This is a genomic window from Larkinella punicea (assembly GCF_003334855.1).
In the GTDB taxonomy this organism is placed as follows: domain Bacteria; phylum Bacteroidota; class Bacteroidia; order Cytophagales; family Spirosomataceae; genus Larkinella; species Larkinella punicea.
This window is the reverse complement of sequence record NZ_QOWE01000034.1, coordinates 55237-72866: the sequence shown is the minus strand read 5'-3', so window position 1 is coordinate 72866 and position 17630 is coordinate 55237. Positions and strand designations below refer to the sequence as shown.

10 protein-coding genes are annotated in these 17630 nt (G+C 52.9%); 2 read left to right on the top strand and 8 right to left on the bottom strand.

Going from position 1 to position 17630, the window contains the following annotated elements:
- Nucleotides 1-107: 107 nt before the first annotated feature.
- Both DUE52_RS29860 and DUE52_RS29855 read right to left on the bottom strand, forming a co-directional pair.
- Nucleotides 108-3587, bottom strand: coding sequence for a PVC-type heme-binding CxxCH protein (locus DUE52_RS29860; RefSeq protein WP_374755928.1), 3480 nt, complete (start codon nucleotides 3585-3587; stop codon nucleotides 108-110).
- Nucleotide 3588: 1 nt separating this feature from the next.
- Nucleotides 3589-4818, bottom strand: a complete 1230-nt coding sequence (locus tag DUE52_RS29855; protein WP_114409801.1) for an SGNH/GDSL hydrolase family protein — start codon at nucleotides 4816-4818, stop codon at nucleotides 3589-3591.
- Between the two features lie 270 nt (nucleotides 4819-5088).
- Here DUE52_RS29855 and DUE52_RS29850 point away from each other — a divergent pair, with 270 nt between their 5' ends.
- Nucleotides 5089-5874, top strand: coding sequence for a queuosine precursor transporter (locus tag DUE52_RS29850; RefSeq protein WP_170315714.1), 786 nt, complete (start codon nucleotides 5089-5091; stop codon nucleotides 5872-5874).
- A gap of 1 nt (nucleotide 5875) precedes the next feature.
- Nucleotides 5876-6748, top strand: a complete 873-nt coding sequence (locus DUE52_RS29845) for a YybH family protein (RefSeq protein WP_114409799.1) — start codon at nucleotides 5876-5878, stop codon at nucleotides 6746-6748.
- 209 nt (nucleotides 6749-6957) lie between these two features.
- Here the strand turns inward: DUE52_RS29845 and DUE52_RS29840 are convergent, their stop codons facing one another.
- From DUE52_RS29840 to DUE52_RS29815, 6 genes are all read right to left on the bottom strand, one after another.
- On the bottom strand, nucleotides 6958-7407 hold the full coding sequence (locus DUE52_RS29840) for a hypothetical protein (protein WP_114409798.1): 450 nt from the start codon (nucleotides 7405-7407) through the stop codon (nucleotides 6958-6960).
- A gap of 228 nt (nucleotides 7408-7635) precedes the next feature.
- Nucleotides 7636-9177 carry a SusD/RagB family nutrient-binding outer membrane lipoprotein gene (locus DUE52_RS29835; protein ID WP_114409797.1) on the bottom strand — a complete coding sequence of 514 codons (1542 nt, stop codon included), beginning with the start codon at nucleotides 9175-9177 and terminating at the stop codon, nucleotides 7636-7638.
- Between the two features lie 23 nt (nucleotides 9178-9200).
- The gene (locus tag DUE52_RS29830) at nucleotides 9201-12368 is read right to left on the bottom strand and encodes a SusC/RagA family TonB-linked outer membrane protein (protein ID WP_114409796.1); all 3168 of its coding nucleotides are present in this window, start codon (nucleotides 12366-12368) and stop codon (nucleotides 9201-9203) included.
- Nucleotides 12369-12639: 271 nt separating this feature from the next.
- Entirely contained in the window at nucleotides 12640-13290 is a 651-nt protein-coding gene (locus DUE52_RS29825) for a response regulator (protein ID WP_114409795.1), read from the bottom strand.
- Between the two features lie 120 nt (nucleotides 13291-13410).
- Nucleotides 13411-16641, bottom strand: a complete 3231-nt coding sequence (locus tag DUE52_RS29820; RefSeq protein WP_114409794.1) for a ligand-binding sensor domain-containing protein — start codon at nucleotides 16639-16641, stop codon at nucleotides 13411-13413.
- Nucleotides 16642-16821: 180 nt separating this feature from the next.
- Nucleotides 16822-17589 carry a TrmH family RNA methyltransferase gene (locus DUE52_RS29815; protein ID WP_114409793.1) on the bottom strand — a complete coding sequence of 256 codons (768 nt, stop codon included), beginning with the start codon at nucleotides 17587-17589 and terminating at the stop codon, nucleotides 16822-16824.
- Between the last annotated feature and the right edge of the window lie 41 nt (nucleotides 17590-17630).

The following is a 17630-nucleotide window of genomic DNA, read 5'->3' as shown; positions in this document are numbered from 1 at the left end:
AAGGGAATATTAAATGTAAAATGATAAATATTAAATATAAAAGTGTTGGATTGCGAGACTTTTACATTTTACATTCATCATTCTACATTTGATATTCCCTTTCCTCTTTACCGCCCCATAACCAACCGCGTCTGGGCTGGCGAACGTTCGGCATCCTGAAGTTGAATGTTCAGTGATCCGCTTGCTTGCACGGCCCGGTCAATGGCCAGCGTGACCGTATGAATGCCCTGCGGCAGATCCGCCACGATGCCCTGATCGGTGAGTTTGACCGGTTTTGAACCAATCCAGGCCGTAACGCCCGCCGTTGAACCGAACACCAGATTGACATTGCCTTTGCTCACTACTTCGATGTCAAACCGCACAAAACTAGAACGTTTGCTGGCGGCAGTTTCCACCACCGGCAGTTCGTCGAGTGGCAGTTCCCCCACCACTTTGCTGTACGCCGGTTGAAAAGACACTTTCGCATTATCCTTCACCACGTAGCCCAATCCTTCCTCGCGGATTTTTTTAGCCAGTTCTTTCGTCGGAAAAACCGTGTTCCAGCGACGCACAAACCGGGTTGTCGGCACCCGGAACTGACCCGATTCGCCCATTTTGGACAGAAACCCGACCAGATTGACGAACTCCTGCTTCTCCAGACTGGCCGTCAAACCCGCAGGCATCAGCGAACCGGGCACTTTTTCGATGACATTGATCTGGCTTTTAGGAACCGAGACCTCCATGCCGGCGACATCCCGAATCACAATATCCGAGGTTCCGTTGCTGACAATATAGCCCATCAGTTCACTGCCGTCTTTTTTCGCGATCCGCTGCAATTCGTAGCCTTCTTTGATGGACTGATTCGGGTATAGCAACGAGCGGATGATCGTCTCGACCGGCGAGCTGGTTCCGAGACTGCTCAAATCCGGGCCAATGCGCCCCCCGGCTCCGCCAATCGCGTGGCACGTCTGGCAGGTCAGGGCCGCCTTCCGGAATACCAGTTCGCCTTTCACCGGGTCTGCGGTTTCTTGAATGGTTTTGGCCAGGCTGCTAATTTCCGGGCCGGACAGTTCCTGCGCCATTCGCTCCACCGGCAGAACCCCACCGGAAGCTTCCAGGGCCTGGGTCAGCAGCTTGACGGTTTCGTCGTTTCGGCGGTTGTAGGGAATCTGGCGTTGCAGGACTTGCCGCCCCGCCTTTGCCATACTTTCCGGTATTTTCCGGGCCGTCAGTTCGTCAGTGAGGGCTTTGGCACCCTGCTTATTGGACAAGAAAGCCTTGAACAGGTCGGATACATCCGTCTGAGCAGGCAGGTTCCGCAGCAGGTCGCCCCCGATCCGGGCCGCTTCAGCACCATTCACCGAAACCAGTTGCGACGTCGCGGCCAGTCGTAAATCGGCCGGATTTTTTGCTCCGGTCAAATCCATTAACAATTTCCGGCTAGCGTCCGTATTCAGTGCCGCCAAAGCGCCTAAAGCTGCTTTTTGCGTATTTTTATCGCCTTTTTGGGCCAGGTTCACCAGGGTTCCGCTCAGGTTTTCCAGTTTCCACAAACCCACCAACCGAATGGCACTGGTGGCAACGGCATCGTCATCGCTCTCTACAAAACCGGAAATCCGATTCAGATTCTGGTCAGGTTTCACGCCCCGGCGGGCGGCTTCTTCGAGTGCGCCCAGTTGAGCCGCTCCGTTTTTATTCCCGTCTAAGGCTTTATTGAACAGAAGCGTCACATCGGCCCTACTGCCAAATTTAGCAATCGACCCCAGCACGTCTTTCTGGTACTCGGCCGGAATCTGGTCTTTCTGGTATAACTGCGCCAGTTGTGAAACCGCTTCGGGGCTGCTCACCGACTTGAGCGCAAAGGCGGTTTTCCGGGCATCACCCAAAAAATCGGGCTTCGCTTTCAGGCTGGCCATCCACAAGGGTTCCAGTTCACGAACGGTTTGCCACAGGGCAAAATCCAGAAATTCATCCATCGGCTGCTCCAGTACCGACAAGGCGGTTTTGGCCGCATCAGCGGTTTTTACGTTGCGAAGGGCAATGACCGCTTCCAGCCGCACCTGGGGATGAGGGTCGCCCACGGCTTTGGTAAGCCGGGCCGGCACGTTGCTTATTTTGTTGTGCCACAACTGAAGCGCCCGCAAGGCAGCCGCCCGGGCGTTGTGGGTTTTGGCATCGAGGAGCGTCGACAGCAGCGGTTCGTTGATCACATCCAGTGTCTGGTAAACCCAAAGCGCTTCCAACAGATTGTGTTCATAATCCGGATTGGTTTTATCCAGTTCCTGCACCCACTTTTGCAGTGCCGGGATCACGTCTTTGGCCCCCCGGGATTTCAATACCTGCTTGGCCTGTGAACGGGTCCAGTCTTCTGGTAACTTCAATGTTTCCAGCAACTCGGCGATCGTGGCTTTGCTCAAAGGCGGTTTTTTAACCAACGGGCGGTTTTTGGCCACAATCCGCCAGATGCGTCCGTGCTCCTGATCCCGGCGCGGGTCGTGGAAATCGACTTCGCCGTGTTGAATGATCGGGTTATACCAGTCGGCCACATAAATCGCTCCGTCCGGTCCGACGTTGATATCGACAGGACGAAACGCGACGTTGTCCGTCCACATCAAATCTTCGACCTGCCGAGAAGCATACCCGCTGCCCTGCTCTTCCAGCTTGAACCGGTTGATGCGATTGGCGCGGAAGTCGTTGGTAATCACGCTGCCCTGCCACGATTCCGGCAAGTGACGACCCGAAATCACATCCAGTCCGCTGTGTTTAGGCTGACCCGGATTCAAGCCCCGGATGATTCGGGCGGCCCCTGGTGAGGTCACGAAGGTTGCCCCCCGAAACGCGTAGTTGATGCCTTCGCCCCCCGCGCCGTCCGTCAGGAAAGACTGACCCCAGCGGTCGAACTGAAGGCCCCACGGGTTGATCAATCCTTTGGCGTAGATGTCCAGATCGAGCGTTTGCGGATTCAATTGCCAGACACCGCCCCCTTCCAGCCGCCGGATGCCTTTGGGCGTTTCCACGTGGCTGTAGATGTAGATCGACTGGTTGAAGTACAGTCGTCCTTCCGGTCCCCAGCGGAACGTATGAATCAGGTGGTGGGTATCTGCCGTTCCAAAACCGTTCAGAATCCGGCGTTTTTTGTCGGCTTTGCCATCACCGTCCGTATCGGCAAAATGCAGAATTTCGGTCGAGTTGGCGACATAAACGCCCCCGTCGCCGGGCAGAATTCCGGTGGGCGTTAGCAAGCCTTCCGCAAAAATGGTGGATTTATCGGCTTTGCCGTCGCCGTCCGTATCCTCGATAACAAAGATTTTGTCGTTGGCTTCTTCGCCGGTTTTCAGGTGTGGATAGGCCGTACTGCTCACCACCCACAACCGGCCGTCGGCATCCCAGTTCATCTGGATGGGCTTGGCGACGAGCGGTTCGGCAGCAAATAAGGTTACCTCAAAACCGTCGGCAATTTTAAACGATTCCAGTTCTTTCTTCACATCCGGGTCCGGATTTTCCTTCCGGTCGTCCTGATTAATGGAAGAGGTAATGAGCAGAACCAGCGGTATGATAACGAGCCTTCGTACAATGTTCAGGGTTCGGGTATTTTTCATGACTTTCATGTTACTTCAAAAGGGTAAGTTGATACACGCTCGCCTTGGGCGTTCGGTTCAGGGCAATCTGGCTTTCCAGCCACTTGATCAGGATATTCTGCTCTTCCAGGCCCTTCACATGCCGTCCCTGTTCGTAGGATCGGAATCCCAGAATGTAGGTCGTGTTCAGCGGGCGGTATTGGAAATAAAACAGGTCGTTCTTTTTCAGGATCATCTCCCGCAACCGGCTGGCCTGTTCGAAAGCCGCTCCCTGCCGGATCGGCACCCCGGCTGCCCAGTCTTTGGCCGAAGCCGTGATGACGTCGGTTTGGTCGTTGGTGAGCGTATAAAAGCCTTTTTTCAGGCCGGTAATTTTAACGACGCGCACAGCCTCCACGGTTTCCGGCAACGGAAGCGGCAGGGAACCTTCGTCCATCGTAAACTTCAAATTGGGCGTTTCCTGTCCCGGATTCAGGATCTTAACGGGGGCTGTCGCTTCGGCCCCTTGTTTGGAAACCGTGATTGCAATATTCCCGGTTCTGGCCGGAAGTCCCAGACTTTTTTCAAGAAGGGTCGCCAGATAATAATAGCCGGTTTCATTGAGGTGAATTCCGTCTTCGGTGATGGTCGCTTTCTGGCTTACCTCCTGAATCGGTTTGAAAACATCGATGAACGGTTTGCCGCGCTCCGACGCCATTTTACCCATCGCCGAAGCATACACTTCCAGCATGGCGTTGCGTTTGGCCCGGTTTTCGGGCGTATCGGCGGAGAGAATCGGAATGGGCGACAACAGAATGGTTTTGGCACCCAACTGGTCAATTTTGTCGATCAGTTTGGCTAAACCGTCGCGAAAAACCGGCAGACCAGCCTCGCCATCCTGGGCTTCAATCCCGCCAAAAGCCAGAAAAACCAGGGTTGGTTTGGCTTTCGTGAGGTGTTCCATCAGCAGATCGTAGCCGGTGGGCGGGTTCGTAATGGTGCTCCGGGCTACGCCAAAAACGTTGTCGCCGGTCCAGCCCAGGTTGCGGAAAGTAACATCGCGGTCGGGAAAGCGGGTGGTCAGGGCCAGTTCCAGGTAGCCGAACTGCATGTCATCCTCGAAAAGTGAATTTCCCAGGAAAACCACCCGGTCGCCGTTTTTAAGTTCAAAGGGGGGATTAGGTGCCACGGGGGTAGTCTGAGCAACGGCCAATCCGACGGGGAGAGTAATCAGCAATGCAAACAGGAAACCGAATGTGGCCGATACTGTAATCTTTCTCATGCAGGTGAATTTTGGTAATCCTCAAAGGTAAAGATGGATTAAAGCCTTTCCATCCGGTTGACACCTGTATTTACAGGATTTGGGAGAATTCCGTCGATAATCTATAGGTAAGTCTTCAAACGGAGGCAAAAAAACGAAGCAAGTAGGGGGAAATAATCCGGGACCCTTAAATCGATCAGGCGTTCTAAACGAAGCGTTATGAGTTAAGCATTCTGCGTTATATCTTGTCAGTGCTTTCGTCACCGTTAACTCTTAACTCTTAACTCCCTGATGGCCTCTTTTACCAGCAAAAAAACCAACCTCTACATCTTTCTCAGTGCGGTTTTCTTAACCAATGCGATTATTGCCGAAATTATCGGGGTCAAAATCTTCTCCGCCGAAACCCTGCTGGGCGTCCCCCCGGCGCAATTGCACCTGCTCGGCGATTTCGTGCTGGATTTTAACCTGACCGCGGGCGTCGTGATCTGGCCTTTCGTTTTTATAACGTCCGACATTATCAACGAATATTACGGCATTAAAGGCGTCAAACAAATCTCGTACATTACGGCCGGTTTTATCGCCTACAGTTTTTTAATTATCTACTTCGTCACCACCCTTCCGCCGGCGCAATTCTGGCTCGACGTCAACAAAACCGATGCCGTCGGAAATCCGGTCAACATCAACAATGCGTTTGCCATGATTTTCCGGCAGGGTCTCGGCATCATCATCGGTTCGATTACGGCCTTCATGGTGGGGCAATTGCTGGATGCCACGGTTTTTCAGTCACTGAAAAGAATTACCGGCAGCCGCAAAATCTGGCTCCGCGCCACCGGTTCGACGCTCGTTTCGCAATTGATCGACAGCTTTGTCGTGCTGACCATCGCTTTCTACGTTTTCGGAAACTGGCCTTTCAAACAGGTTATCGCCGTCGCCATTGTCAATTACATCTACAAGTTTTTTATTGCGGTTGTGCTAACGCCCGTTCTCTATGTCGCTCATTATCTGATTGATAACTACCTCGGCAAAGAACACGCCAAAGAATTGGCAAACGAATCAAGCATGAGTTCGTTTATGTAGTATGAAAACGTTTATCCTGTCGGTTACCCTCCTGTCGGCGGCCGTTTCGGCCCTGGCACAGAGTCCGTTGCTAAACCTGGTCAACACCGAAAAGAAATTTGCCCAGCAATCCCGGGACAGCACAACCAAAGCAGCCTTCTTGTCGTATCTGGCCCCGGACGGTATTTTGTTTACCAAGGGCAAAGTGACCAATGGGCGGGAGTTGTTTGAAAAAGGCCCCGAAAGCCCCGGAAAGCTGACCTGGCAACCGATTGCCGCCGATGTGTCGGCTTCGGGGGATCTGGGCTATACGACCGGGCCGTGGGAATCCCGGCCGAAAACCCTGGCGGACAAGCCTACGGGCTATGGTCATTACGTAACGCTTTGGGAAAAACAGAACGATAATAGCTGGCGGATTGCCCTGGACATCGGCATCACACACCCGGAACCACCCACGCCACCCGTCAACACCATTCGGGCTGCCACCGGTATTCGCAGCGTGACGAGCTCCGACACGGCCAAAAACCGGGAAGCACTGCTGGCTTTCGACAACCAGTTTATCAAGGTGCTGGAAAAAAGCGGACCAGCCGCGACCTACAAACAATACCTCGCCCCCCAGGCCCGACTGTACCGGATGAACCAGCAACCGTATGTTGAACGCACCGCGATCGACTCGCTCCTGAAGCAGCCCGTGACCCTCGGTTTCTTACCATTGAATGCCTCCGTGGCCGAATCGGGTGATTTGGGATATGTGTATGGAAATTCGCAGGTGATGGCAACGGTAGCCGGCAAAGCCGTTAAACAAATGGGCAATTACCTCCGAATCTGGAAAAAAGACAGCCAGGGACAGTGGAAAATTGTGCTGGATCTGATTAATCTGGAACCAGCGGAGTAAAGAAAAAAAGTTGTTTCGCAGAGTTTAGCAGAGCGTAGATGAGTTTAGCAGCGTTTTTTCTCCGCTTAACTCTTTTTAACTCTGCTTACCTCCGCGAAATAACTCTTTAATTAAAAAATCCCCCGCAGCGAAGAACGACGTAAAAGAGCGGCCTTCTTTTACGCACGTTACCTTCGTCAGCGAGGGATTGATCAGGCCGGAAAAACCGGTCATTCATTCAGCAGGGACACAAACCGGGCGGGTTGCTTTACCTCCACTTTTTGCGTTTCGAGCCGGAAAGCCTTCGTGATTTTGGTGAATCCATCACTCACTTCGAAGGTATACAACCCGTCTTTCATCGTTTCCATATCAAATTTCCGCCAGTATTTTTTCAGCCGTTTCCCCACTTTTTCGGCGTGAAGCACTTCTTTGTTCTCATTCATCAACGTAACCTGAATCGGAACTTCAATGTAGTTTTCGATCATCAGGTTCATCTTGGCGGTATTGATGGACCGGTAAATGGCAACCCCCATGGATTTGGTCCGGGTTACGTTCGGCGCAGCCGAGACCGACCCGGTTTCTTTGTCGTCGCCGGGAATCGGTGTTGGCGACACGGTTCCGGCCAAAACCGGGGGACTCAGAAAGAGAAGTAAGGCGGCTGCTTTCAGGATACGATTCATAGTATTTGTTGTTTTTAGTGACCAATGATTCATTTTCGGCAAACTTTCAATGGGCTAAAAGTACCCGAATTGTACCTGCTCCACGTACCGCAAATGAGGTGATTTTAGGGGGATGCGCCAGAAGTGTGATGAGTGGTCGAAAGAACGGATAAAGAAAAAACCAGCCGATTGGGCTGGTTTTTGATCGCAAAATTATCGTTCCCTATACACTGTAAATATAAATCTGGCTCAATCGACATCCCACCAAACGGGGGTAAGCACGTCGCCGGGCGCAATACCGGTAGTCGCAATACTCGGATTTCGCTGGAGTTCCGAATCGACATACGGCAGTCTTTTCATGAATTTGTTGCCGGTCAGGTTCACCACCGGCAGGGTCGGTGCCGGAAAACCGGTCCGGCGTTGTTCCACCCAGGCTTCTACCCCATTCAAACCGTACAAAGCCAAATATTTTTGGGTAATGATCGCCTTGATTTTATCGGTTTGTTTGGTGTAATCGACACCCGGTTTGGTCAGGTAATCACCGGGTTGAACCCCAAACCGGGTCATCGACGCGGTAATGGCTTCGTTGTAGAGTTTGGCCGGATCATCGGCGGTGGTTCCGGCCCAGCCTCTGGCAATGGCTTCGGCCCGCAGCAGCAGGCTTTCTTCGTAGGCCAAAAACACCACCGGGCGCGCCTTGGCTGCATTGTCGTCCGACGTCGTCACTCCGCTCGTAGCTGCGGTCCCGTTGATGGCTCCGTTGGCAAACCGTTGTCCGATAAAGTACTTACCCGGATACGAACTGAGGACCGCCGTGTTGGTCGAGGTCGTGCCGTTGGGCGTAAACACGTACTCCATTTCGGGCGTCCGCAAATCGGCATCCAGAAAAAAGACCGGAATCCGGGGGTCGTTGTTCGGCTGCATCAGGTTGCCTATGGTCGTGCTGGCCGTCAGGTTGTTGGGCGAACGGAAATTGGCCTGCCAAAACGGATTTTCCGAATTCGTCACGGTTCCGTTTACGAGTTGCAGGCTTTCACCGGTTCGCATAAAAGCCGTTCCGCTGGCAGCATACAGAGCCTGAACGCCGGTTCGGGCCGCCGTCGGGTCTACCTGACTCATCCGCAGGTAAAACTTCAGTTTCAGCGTGTTGGCCAGCCGAATCCACCGGTCCATCCCGGCTTCGTTCCCGGCTTGGTACAGCATGTCCGATGTTCCCGGAAAACGCCCCTGCCGCTTCGCAATGTCGGTTTTGGCCTCATCCAGCAAGGCCTGTAAACCGGCGTAAATATCCTTCTGAGCGTCGTATTTGGGAATGATGGTTTTGTCGGCATCGAGGGCTTCCGAAAACGGAATGTCCCCGTACAAATCCGTCAATACGCCGAAACCGTAGGCCTTCATGATTTTGGAAATGCCCACCATGCGCCACTCATTCTGCTGGCTTCCCTGGTTGATGACGTATTGAAAATCCTGCAAAGCCCCCGCATAGAAATTGGCAAACTGCCCGCCCTGCCCGTCGAGCGTCGAGGAGGTGATGTTGTACTGATCCCAGGTTCGAAACTGATTTCCCCCTCTCGGGATCGACCAGTATTGCGACAGAATACCGCCGAGGATGTTGAGTTGCCCGCCCACGATAAAGGCCACCTGTGCCTGTCCCGCCGGTAACGTCAGGTTGATGTCCGCTTCGGAGGGGTTGTTGGGGTCGGTATTGATGTCTAAATAATCTTTTTCACAGGCGGTGTTCAGTCCGACAAACAGGGACAGCAAAACCGCTTTTAAGAGGATCCGTTTCATAGAATTGAAAAATCAGGAATCGGTTATAACACAATTTTCAGACTGGCCCCGTAGCTCCGGGTCGACGGATAGGCCAGGTATTCGTAACCCTGGCTGTTACCGGTGCCGAACGAACTCACTTCCGGATCGACGTTGGGCTGCGATTTGGGGGTCCACAGCATCAGATTCCGGCCAATCAACGATACCTGAATTGTAGAGAACGGTGTCTTGCCAATCAGCGATTTCGGCAGGGCGTAGCTCAGGCTCATTTCGCGCAGTTTTACAAATGAGGCATCAAACAGCGTATTTTCGCCGAAGTTCGACACCGTCGACCAGTACTCGTACCCTCCGTTCGTTTTGATGGTCGTGTTGGGCGTAAAAGTGCCGTCCTGGTTCTGAATCACCGAGTTTGGATAGACAAACGGTTCGCGGTCGTTGTAGGTCGTTTCTTTGGTAAAACCGGCAAACCGACCGAGGTTCGCGGTTTGGGAGTAAAATTTTCCACCCTGACGCGTATCAACCAGCACATTGAAAGACAGGCCTTTAAAGGAAACCGTATTGCTCAAACCGGCTGAAAAATCGGGCTGAATGTTCCCCAATACCTGCAAAACCGGGTCGGCGAGCGGCCGGCCGGTGGTTGCATTGACGACCACGCGCCCTTCGGGATCACGCAGCATTTTGCTACCAAAAAACGCCCCGTACGGTTCGCCCAACCGGGCCTGCAAACTCGGTGAAGACAAACCGCCCAGGCCAACCGGCGCCAGCGGATTATACAACTCGGTGACTTTGTTGCGATTGCGGGTAAAGTTTAGCGAAACATCCCAGCGAAACCCGGATGTCGATTTCACGGGTGTTCCCGTCAGCAGCAACTCGATACCCTTGTTGGTCATGGCCCCGGCGTTCAGCGTTTGCGCCAGAAAACCGGACGTACTCGAAATAGGCACATTCACAATCTGCTGCTCGCTTTTGGAGTTATAGTAGGTAAAATCGACGCCCAGCCGGTTGTTGAAAAACAGTATTTCAGTACCAATCTCCCAGGAGGTGGTCAGCTCCGAGCGCAAATCCGGATTGCCCCGGATGTTGCCGACCGAGAAGCCCGCAATGCCGTTGAGCGGAAACTGATACAACGCCAGAAAGCCGTCCGTAATGGAAGTGCGCGTAAACACCGGATTGATCTGGTAGGCATTGGCCACCTTCCCCACCTGCGCCATGTTGGCCCGGATTTTCAGGTAACTCAACGCATTGTTTCTTAGATCCAGAAAAGCCGAGGTGGGAATAAAACTTACGCTGGCTCCCGGATAAAAAAACGACCGGTTTTTCTTCGGCAGGGTCGACGAATAATCATTGCGGCCGGTTACATCCAGAAACAGGTAGTCTTTGTAGGCAAGCTGTACATCCCCGTAGATCCCGTACAAACGCGTGTGGTTGTCGGTTCGGGTGGTTACAATGGTGCTGGCATTGCTGAGGTCGTAGAAACCCGGAACAATCAGCGGTTGACCGTCGTAGACACCCCGCGAAATGCTGAGATCCTGCAGGTTATGACCCAGAATTACTTTCAGATTCAGGTTCGGACTCAGATCCCGGTTGGCGGTAACGATAAAATCGGAGAGCAGACTCTGGAAGGTGGTATTGTCTTCCACGTAACGCCCGCCAACGGTGGCAATGGTGCCCTGCGCAAACCGCTGCTTCCGCAAATCCGAGTACATATCGGTTCCAATCCGGTATGTAAAATTGAGCCAGGACACCGGATCATAGCTAACTTGTGCATTTCCAAAAAACCGGTTCACATTGTCTTTCAGCAGGTTATTCTCCAAAAGCCAGTACGGATTATTCCGGAAACCGGCCAGATAATACCCATCAAGGTTGTAGCGCGGATCGTTGAAATCCTTCTGGTCCGACACTTCGATGTCGCGGGGCGTGTTGTAAATCGTTTGCAGAATATTCGACCGGCCCTGACCCTGAACACCCCGATCACCACCGGAACGGGTGAAGGTCGCCGACAAATTGGTTGACACCTTGTTGTTGAAAAACTTGGTTCCGGCCCCCACGTTCACCACCGTACGGTGGTAATTGGTATTGGGAATCATGGATTTGGTGTTGACATCCGAAACCGTCAGAATGTAATTGGACGTTCCGTTGTTGTTCCGCACCGAAAACGAGTTATTGAGCGTCACCCCGGTCTCGAAGAAATTGCGAACGTTGTTGGGCCTGGCCACCAGCGGAATCGAATCCGGACTGTCCTGTTGCCCAAGGGAATACAAACCGTAGGTGCGCCAGTCGGCCACTTTCTGACCCTGAATTTTCGGTCCCCAACTCACGTTTCCGGCATCGAGCAGGTCATAAACCCCGTCGAAACCAGCCGCAAAGGTATTCTGGTAGTCGGGTAAACGCAGTGGATTTTCAAAATTGACCGAGCTGTTCAGGCTGATCTGGGGCTTTTCGGTGACGGCCTTGCTGCGGTTTTTGGTGGTAATGATGATCACCCCCGAAGCCGCCTGAGATCCGTACAGTGCGGCTGCGGCCGGGCCTTTCAGAATCGAAACCGACTCGATGTTGTTGGGGTCGATGTCGGCTGCGCGGTTGGTAATGTCCACGCCATTGTTGAGGTCACCACCGGTTCCAAGGGATGTGGTCGTGTTGTTGTTGCTGATGATAATGCCATCGACGACATACAGCGGCTGGTTGTTTCCGTTGAAGGATTGCGCCCCGCGAATCACCACGCGTGTGGCGCCCCCGGCGGCTCCCGATGCGCTCGAAATCTGAACCCCCGGCACCCGGCCCTGCAACGACCGCAGCATGTTCGACTCGTTGGCCCGCACCAGATCCTCCCCTTTCACATTGGTCACGGCGTAGCCCAGCGTCTTTTTCTCGCGCTCAATGGCCGACGCCGTCACCACCACTTCGTTCAGGATGGCCGCACTTTCTTCCAGCACAATGTCGAAATTCGTCCGGTTTCCAACGCCAATTTCCTGGGTTTTGTAGCCGATGAACGAAAACACCAGCGTGGCATTGTCCGGGATACCGCTGATGCGGAAGGCACCGCTTCCGTCGCTGGTGGCACCCTGGGTGGTACCTTTGATGCCGATGGTCACCCCGGGCATCGGCAATTTGTCGGACGCACTCCGGATGGTTCCGGACACGGTTTTTGATTGGGAAAGCCCATACTGATAGCATAAAAGCATCAATAAGATTCCTCGTAGCAGTATTTTCATTGGTTTGCTGATTAGTGTCTGTCACAAAGGTCACTAACCTAACCAGTCTGGAAATCCCGCAGGAAGGGGGATTTTTTAAACAAAAAAAAACCAGCCGAATCGACTGGTTTTTCTATTTACGTTCATCTCATAGAGTAGGTTCAGAAGGCTCGGAACCTGACTTCATTTTTTGTCGAAACGCACATGGTTTTTGCCCTGCCCACGCATCAACATCACAAAAGTACGGCAACGGCTGGGCGGCACTCTACCCCATTAGAGGGGATTTTACCGCCTAAATCAGCCTTTCTTTGATTGCTTTCTCGATGGCTTCGGCTTTGGAATGGACTTCCAGTTTCCAGTAAATGTTCTTGATGTGCGTCCGGATGGTCTCCTTGTCAACAAACAGTTGCTCGGCGATGGTGGTGTAACTTTTGCCTTTCGACAGCAATTCCAGCACCTCGGTTTCGCGGGCCGTCAGGGGCGAATTGCGGTTTTTCTGAAACGACGCCACCACCATCCGCGCAATGTTGGTGCTCATCGGTGCGCCCCCCTCCTGAATGTCCCGAATGGCTTCCAGCAGGCGCGTCGGCTGCATGTTTTTGGTTAGATAACCGCCTGCTCCGGCGCACAAAGCCTTGAATACCAGCTCATCATTTTCGTAGACCGTCACCACGATGATGTTGGTTTTGGGACGGAGTTTCTTGATTCGCGCAATTCCCTCGATTCCGTTCATGCCCGGCAGTTCGATGTCCATCAAAACCACATCCGGCGAGTCGGAATGAATGTTTTTTAAGGCATCCTCGCAACGGTAGTACGTATTGATGATCTTAAAACCGTACGTACTGTTGATGAGCAAGGCGAAACCGTCGCGAATTAGATTGTCGTCCTCTACAATGCAAATTCCGATCGTTTGCGGACTGCGTAACAGTTGAGTTCCATTCATAGTGTGTTCATTAGAGTTTGCAGGTTAAATAACTACTTTTTTAGGGCATGTTCCACCGTTATTACACCAACGGGGCAATTGTCTTTACGAAAGGAAGTTGATGAAGTGGGGATCGGGCTTTCACCCAATGTGCGGGATGTCCATTCGGAAGATAACCGTGGTTCCTTCCATCATTTCGGACTGAATATCTACTTTTCCGCCAATTTTTTCGGCCCGGCTGCGGATGTTATACAAACCATTGCCGGTTTTGGCCTTGTTATTTTCCTGAATACCGATCCCGTTGTCTTTCCACAACACTTCGATCCGCCGGTTCAGCATCGCAAAGTGAATCTGCGAAACCGTGGCGTGGGAATGCTTTAGGGTGTTGCTCATGGCTTCTTTAAACAGAAAAATCAGGTGGCGGCTCGTGCCAACCGGCAGAATGGCCTTCCGCAGATCGTCGGTGATGCCAATGGCCTCGAACGTGATCTGGCTTCGGTCGAAAACGTCATCGCCGAAATCTTTCAGCCGGATGGCAATTTCCAGAAAATTATCGTGTTCGGGGTTGATCGCCCAGATGAAATCCTTGGTGCCCTGATACAGCCGGTTGCTGTTGTCGCTGATTTTGGTCAGCAGGGGCGAAATCTCCGCGCCGTGGCCATTCAATTTGCTTTTGATAATCTCGGTCAGCATCGAAATCCGGGTGATCGTGTTGCCAAATTCATCGTGCAGATCCTGGGCCGCCATTTTCCGCACGCGCTCGTTCTCTTCCAGCGTCACCCGCTCCAGTTCCAGCAGGTGTTTCACTTTCACTTTCACCCGGTAGTTGTACACCAGCCAGACCGCTCCACCAATCACGGTGACGAGAATCGCCAGAAACCACCACGTTTGCCAGAAAGGTGGCAAAACCGTGATCGGAATTCGCAGCATATTCGCATCGCTCCAAACGCCATCGCTGTTGGAACCCCGTACTTTCAGCACATAATCACCGTGTTTCAGATTCGTAAAACTCACATACCGGCGCACCCCGCTTTCAATCCAGCCGTCGTGGAAACCTTCCAGCATATACGCATACTGGTTCTTGTGCGAGTTGGTATAATCCAGGGCGGCAAACGAAAACGAAAAGAAATTCTCGCCCGGCCGGATCAAGATTCTGCCATTCCTGGCCAGCACGCTATCGACATTTACCGGTTTTTCAAACTTCTGAAACGAGGTCAGCACCGTGCGGGGCAAGTGGCGGTTTTTCACCATGCGCGTCGGCAGAAAGCTAACCAGGGAGCCAATACCACCAAAAAACAGCTCACCGTCTGCGGCCTGGTGGTAGGCATTCATGTTGAACTCGTTGATGGTCAGCCCGTCGTTGATATCGTAATTTTCAAACTTCTCAGTCTGCGGATCGAAACACGACAGCCCCAGATTCGTACTCATCCAGATGCGCCCCCGGGCGTCTTCCAGCGCCCCGTAGACCAGTTCATTCGGCAGTCCGTTGCGTTCGGTATAATGAATAAACTTCTCCTCGCCCTTCTCGCCATACACCATTTTACTGAACCCTTTGTTGCTGCAAATCCAGAACCGGTCTTTGCTGTCGCGCAGGAAGCCCAGCACCTGTTCGCCAATCAGGCTGTTGGGGTCTTTTGGGTTGTTTTGATAATGGGTGATTTTTCCGGTTGCCGGATTCAGTTTATTCAGCCCGAACCCCGTTCCCACCCAAATCATTCCGTTCCGGTCTTCGTGAACCGCATAGACGATCAGTGCCCGTAAACTGTTCGGGTCTTTCGGATCATGGCGATACGTCGTCACCTGCCCGGTTTTCGCATCGATCCGCCGTAAACTGGAATAACCGCCCACCCAGAGATTGCCTTTCTTGTCTTCGTACAAACTCAGAACGCCGTCGCCTTTTTCGCTGCTCCGCGAACTCATCTCCTTTCCCATTCCGGCCAGACGACGCTCGAAGCGGTTTTTCTGCCGGTCATACCGATACAGCCCTTCCGTGGTGCCGACCCACAAATTTTCCCGGCGGTCTTCGTGCAAACACTGAATCCGGTCGCTCCCGAGGCCGTACGGATCGGCCGGATTGGCCCGAAACCGCTGAACAGCCGATGTCAGCCGATCCACCTGAATCAGCCCTTCGTGCGTGCCGATCCAGAGCTTCCCGGCATGATCCGTCGTGACGGCAAACACCAGCCCGGCCGCCGATGACTGCTGCCGGTTGGTGATCGTGGGCCACTGCCGAAAGCTATTTTTAGACCGGCTGTAGAGCTGTACGCCCGCGTCGTGCGTGCCGATCCAGACGATGTCTTCCAGCGGGGCCGGGCCTTCGTAAATCACATTGATGGCACCGGTTTTCAGTCCTTTTTTGCCAAATAAATCCTCCTGAATGCTGTCGATGTAGCGGATGTGCTGATCGCTGACGATTTTAAAGCGGTAGATTCCGTACTGGGGGGTTCCGATCCACAGCACCTTGTAGCGGTCGATGTGAATCGAGGTGATGGGACTGTCGCCCATTCGTTCGCCAATTTCCGGGTATATTTCCGATTGCTTCAAGGCCGGATTGATCCGGGCGATGCCACCGGGCGTTCCGACCCAGATCGTTCCAAAATCATCCAGCGTCAGGGTTTTCACCCAGGCATCCGGGAGTTCATACAGCAGTCCGGACGTACAAGCCACGAGTTTAACGGGCAAGGGTCGGGGTAGCTTCGGTTTCGGCGGGGTGATGGGCAACTGCGCCAGACCGCTCGCTGTGCCCACCCACAAAAGGCCGTTTCGGTCGGCCAGCAGGGCGTTGACCATCTGGGCGCGTCGGTCTTCCTCGCTTTCGATGGTGTATTGAACCACCTCATATTCCGTCGCATTTTTGAAAACCATCCGTTTAAGCCCCCAACTGGTGGCCAGCCACAGGGTTCCGAAGCGGTCGGCGGTGATGGCGTTGATGGTCGTCAGGCCGTAGCGACGTTGTTTGGGTTCCAGCAAATCCCAAAACCGCCGGAATTTTCCGGTAACCGGATCGTATTGATTCAGGCCGTTGACGGTGCCGACCCAGATTTTTCCGCGGGCGTCCTCATACAGCGACATGATCTGGTCGTGTGAAACTGAGCTGCTATCGAACGGATTGTGCTTGTAGTGGGTGATCTGGTAACCGTCGTAGCGGTTTAAGCCATCCTGCGTACCGAACCAGACGTAGCCGCGACTGTCTTTTAAGACACAATACACCTCGCTTTGGGACAGGCCGTTATCGACCGAAATCTGATCCAGAAACTGCATCACCGGCCCCCGCGATTCGAAGGAATTTCCCGACGGCAAACTTTTTACCGCCTGGGTGAACGCGGTCACCCAACTGACGCAGAGGAATAGTATGCCTAAAAGTGTTCTCATCGGGTTTGGGGGAGAAAATCCCCCAGTTTCACAAATTTACGCCATATCCTTTTTTTAATAAATCCCCCATATTGGGTTAAATGTCGTGCAAGTCTTCGGTCGTATTTTTGTAAACAATATGTACATTTAGTTTAGGTTAAGAAAGCAGTAAAAGTAGCCTTGCGTTGAACAGGGCTACTTTTATTTTATGCCCTCCCGACTGGTTTCCACCCGCCGAAGATTATCACAGATAATGGCCGTGGCAATGCCGACATTCAGGGATTCAGCCTCTCCGAATCGGGGAATGGTAATCCGCTGACTGACAAGCTCCTCTACCTCTACACTTATCCCGTTGGCTTCGTTACCCATCACAATATACCCCGCCGTTCCGAAGTCGAGCGAATGAACCGAAGCGCCATCCAGAAAAGCACCGTAGACCGGCCCCTGCGCCTGTTCGGCCAGATACGTCTTCAAATCGCAGTAATACCAGGCTACCCGGGTGAAAGAACCTTTGCTGGCCGAGATCACTTTGGGGTTATACACATCGGCGGTTGAAAGCGAACAGATCAATTTACGAATTCCGTACCAGTCGGCAATGCGCAGAATGGTTCCGAGGTTGCCGGGATCGCGGATGTCGTCCAGAACCAGCACAAATTCGTCGGGATCGGCCACTAAAAACCGGTTTTCTTTCGTTTTGACTACGGCCAGCGCACTGTCGTTGACCACCAGCGAACCCACGCGTTTGAGGTCGTCGGCCGAAACCATTTCCAGCCGAACCCGTTGTTTATCCAGCAGCAGCGCGTTTTCTTTGTAAAAGGGCTCCGTGACCAGCAATACTTCAATCTGATAATCCGACGCACAAAGTTCCAGGACATTGATGGCACCCTCGACCAAAAAAGCCCCCAGTTCCTGCCGGTATTTTTTCTGATGGAGTGACTGAATATATTTGCTGAGCGATTTGGAAATCATGGGAAGAAATTACGAAGTAAAGGGTACAAATGACGAATTAG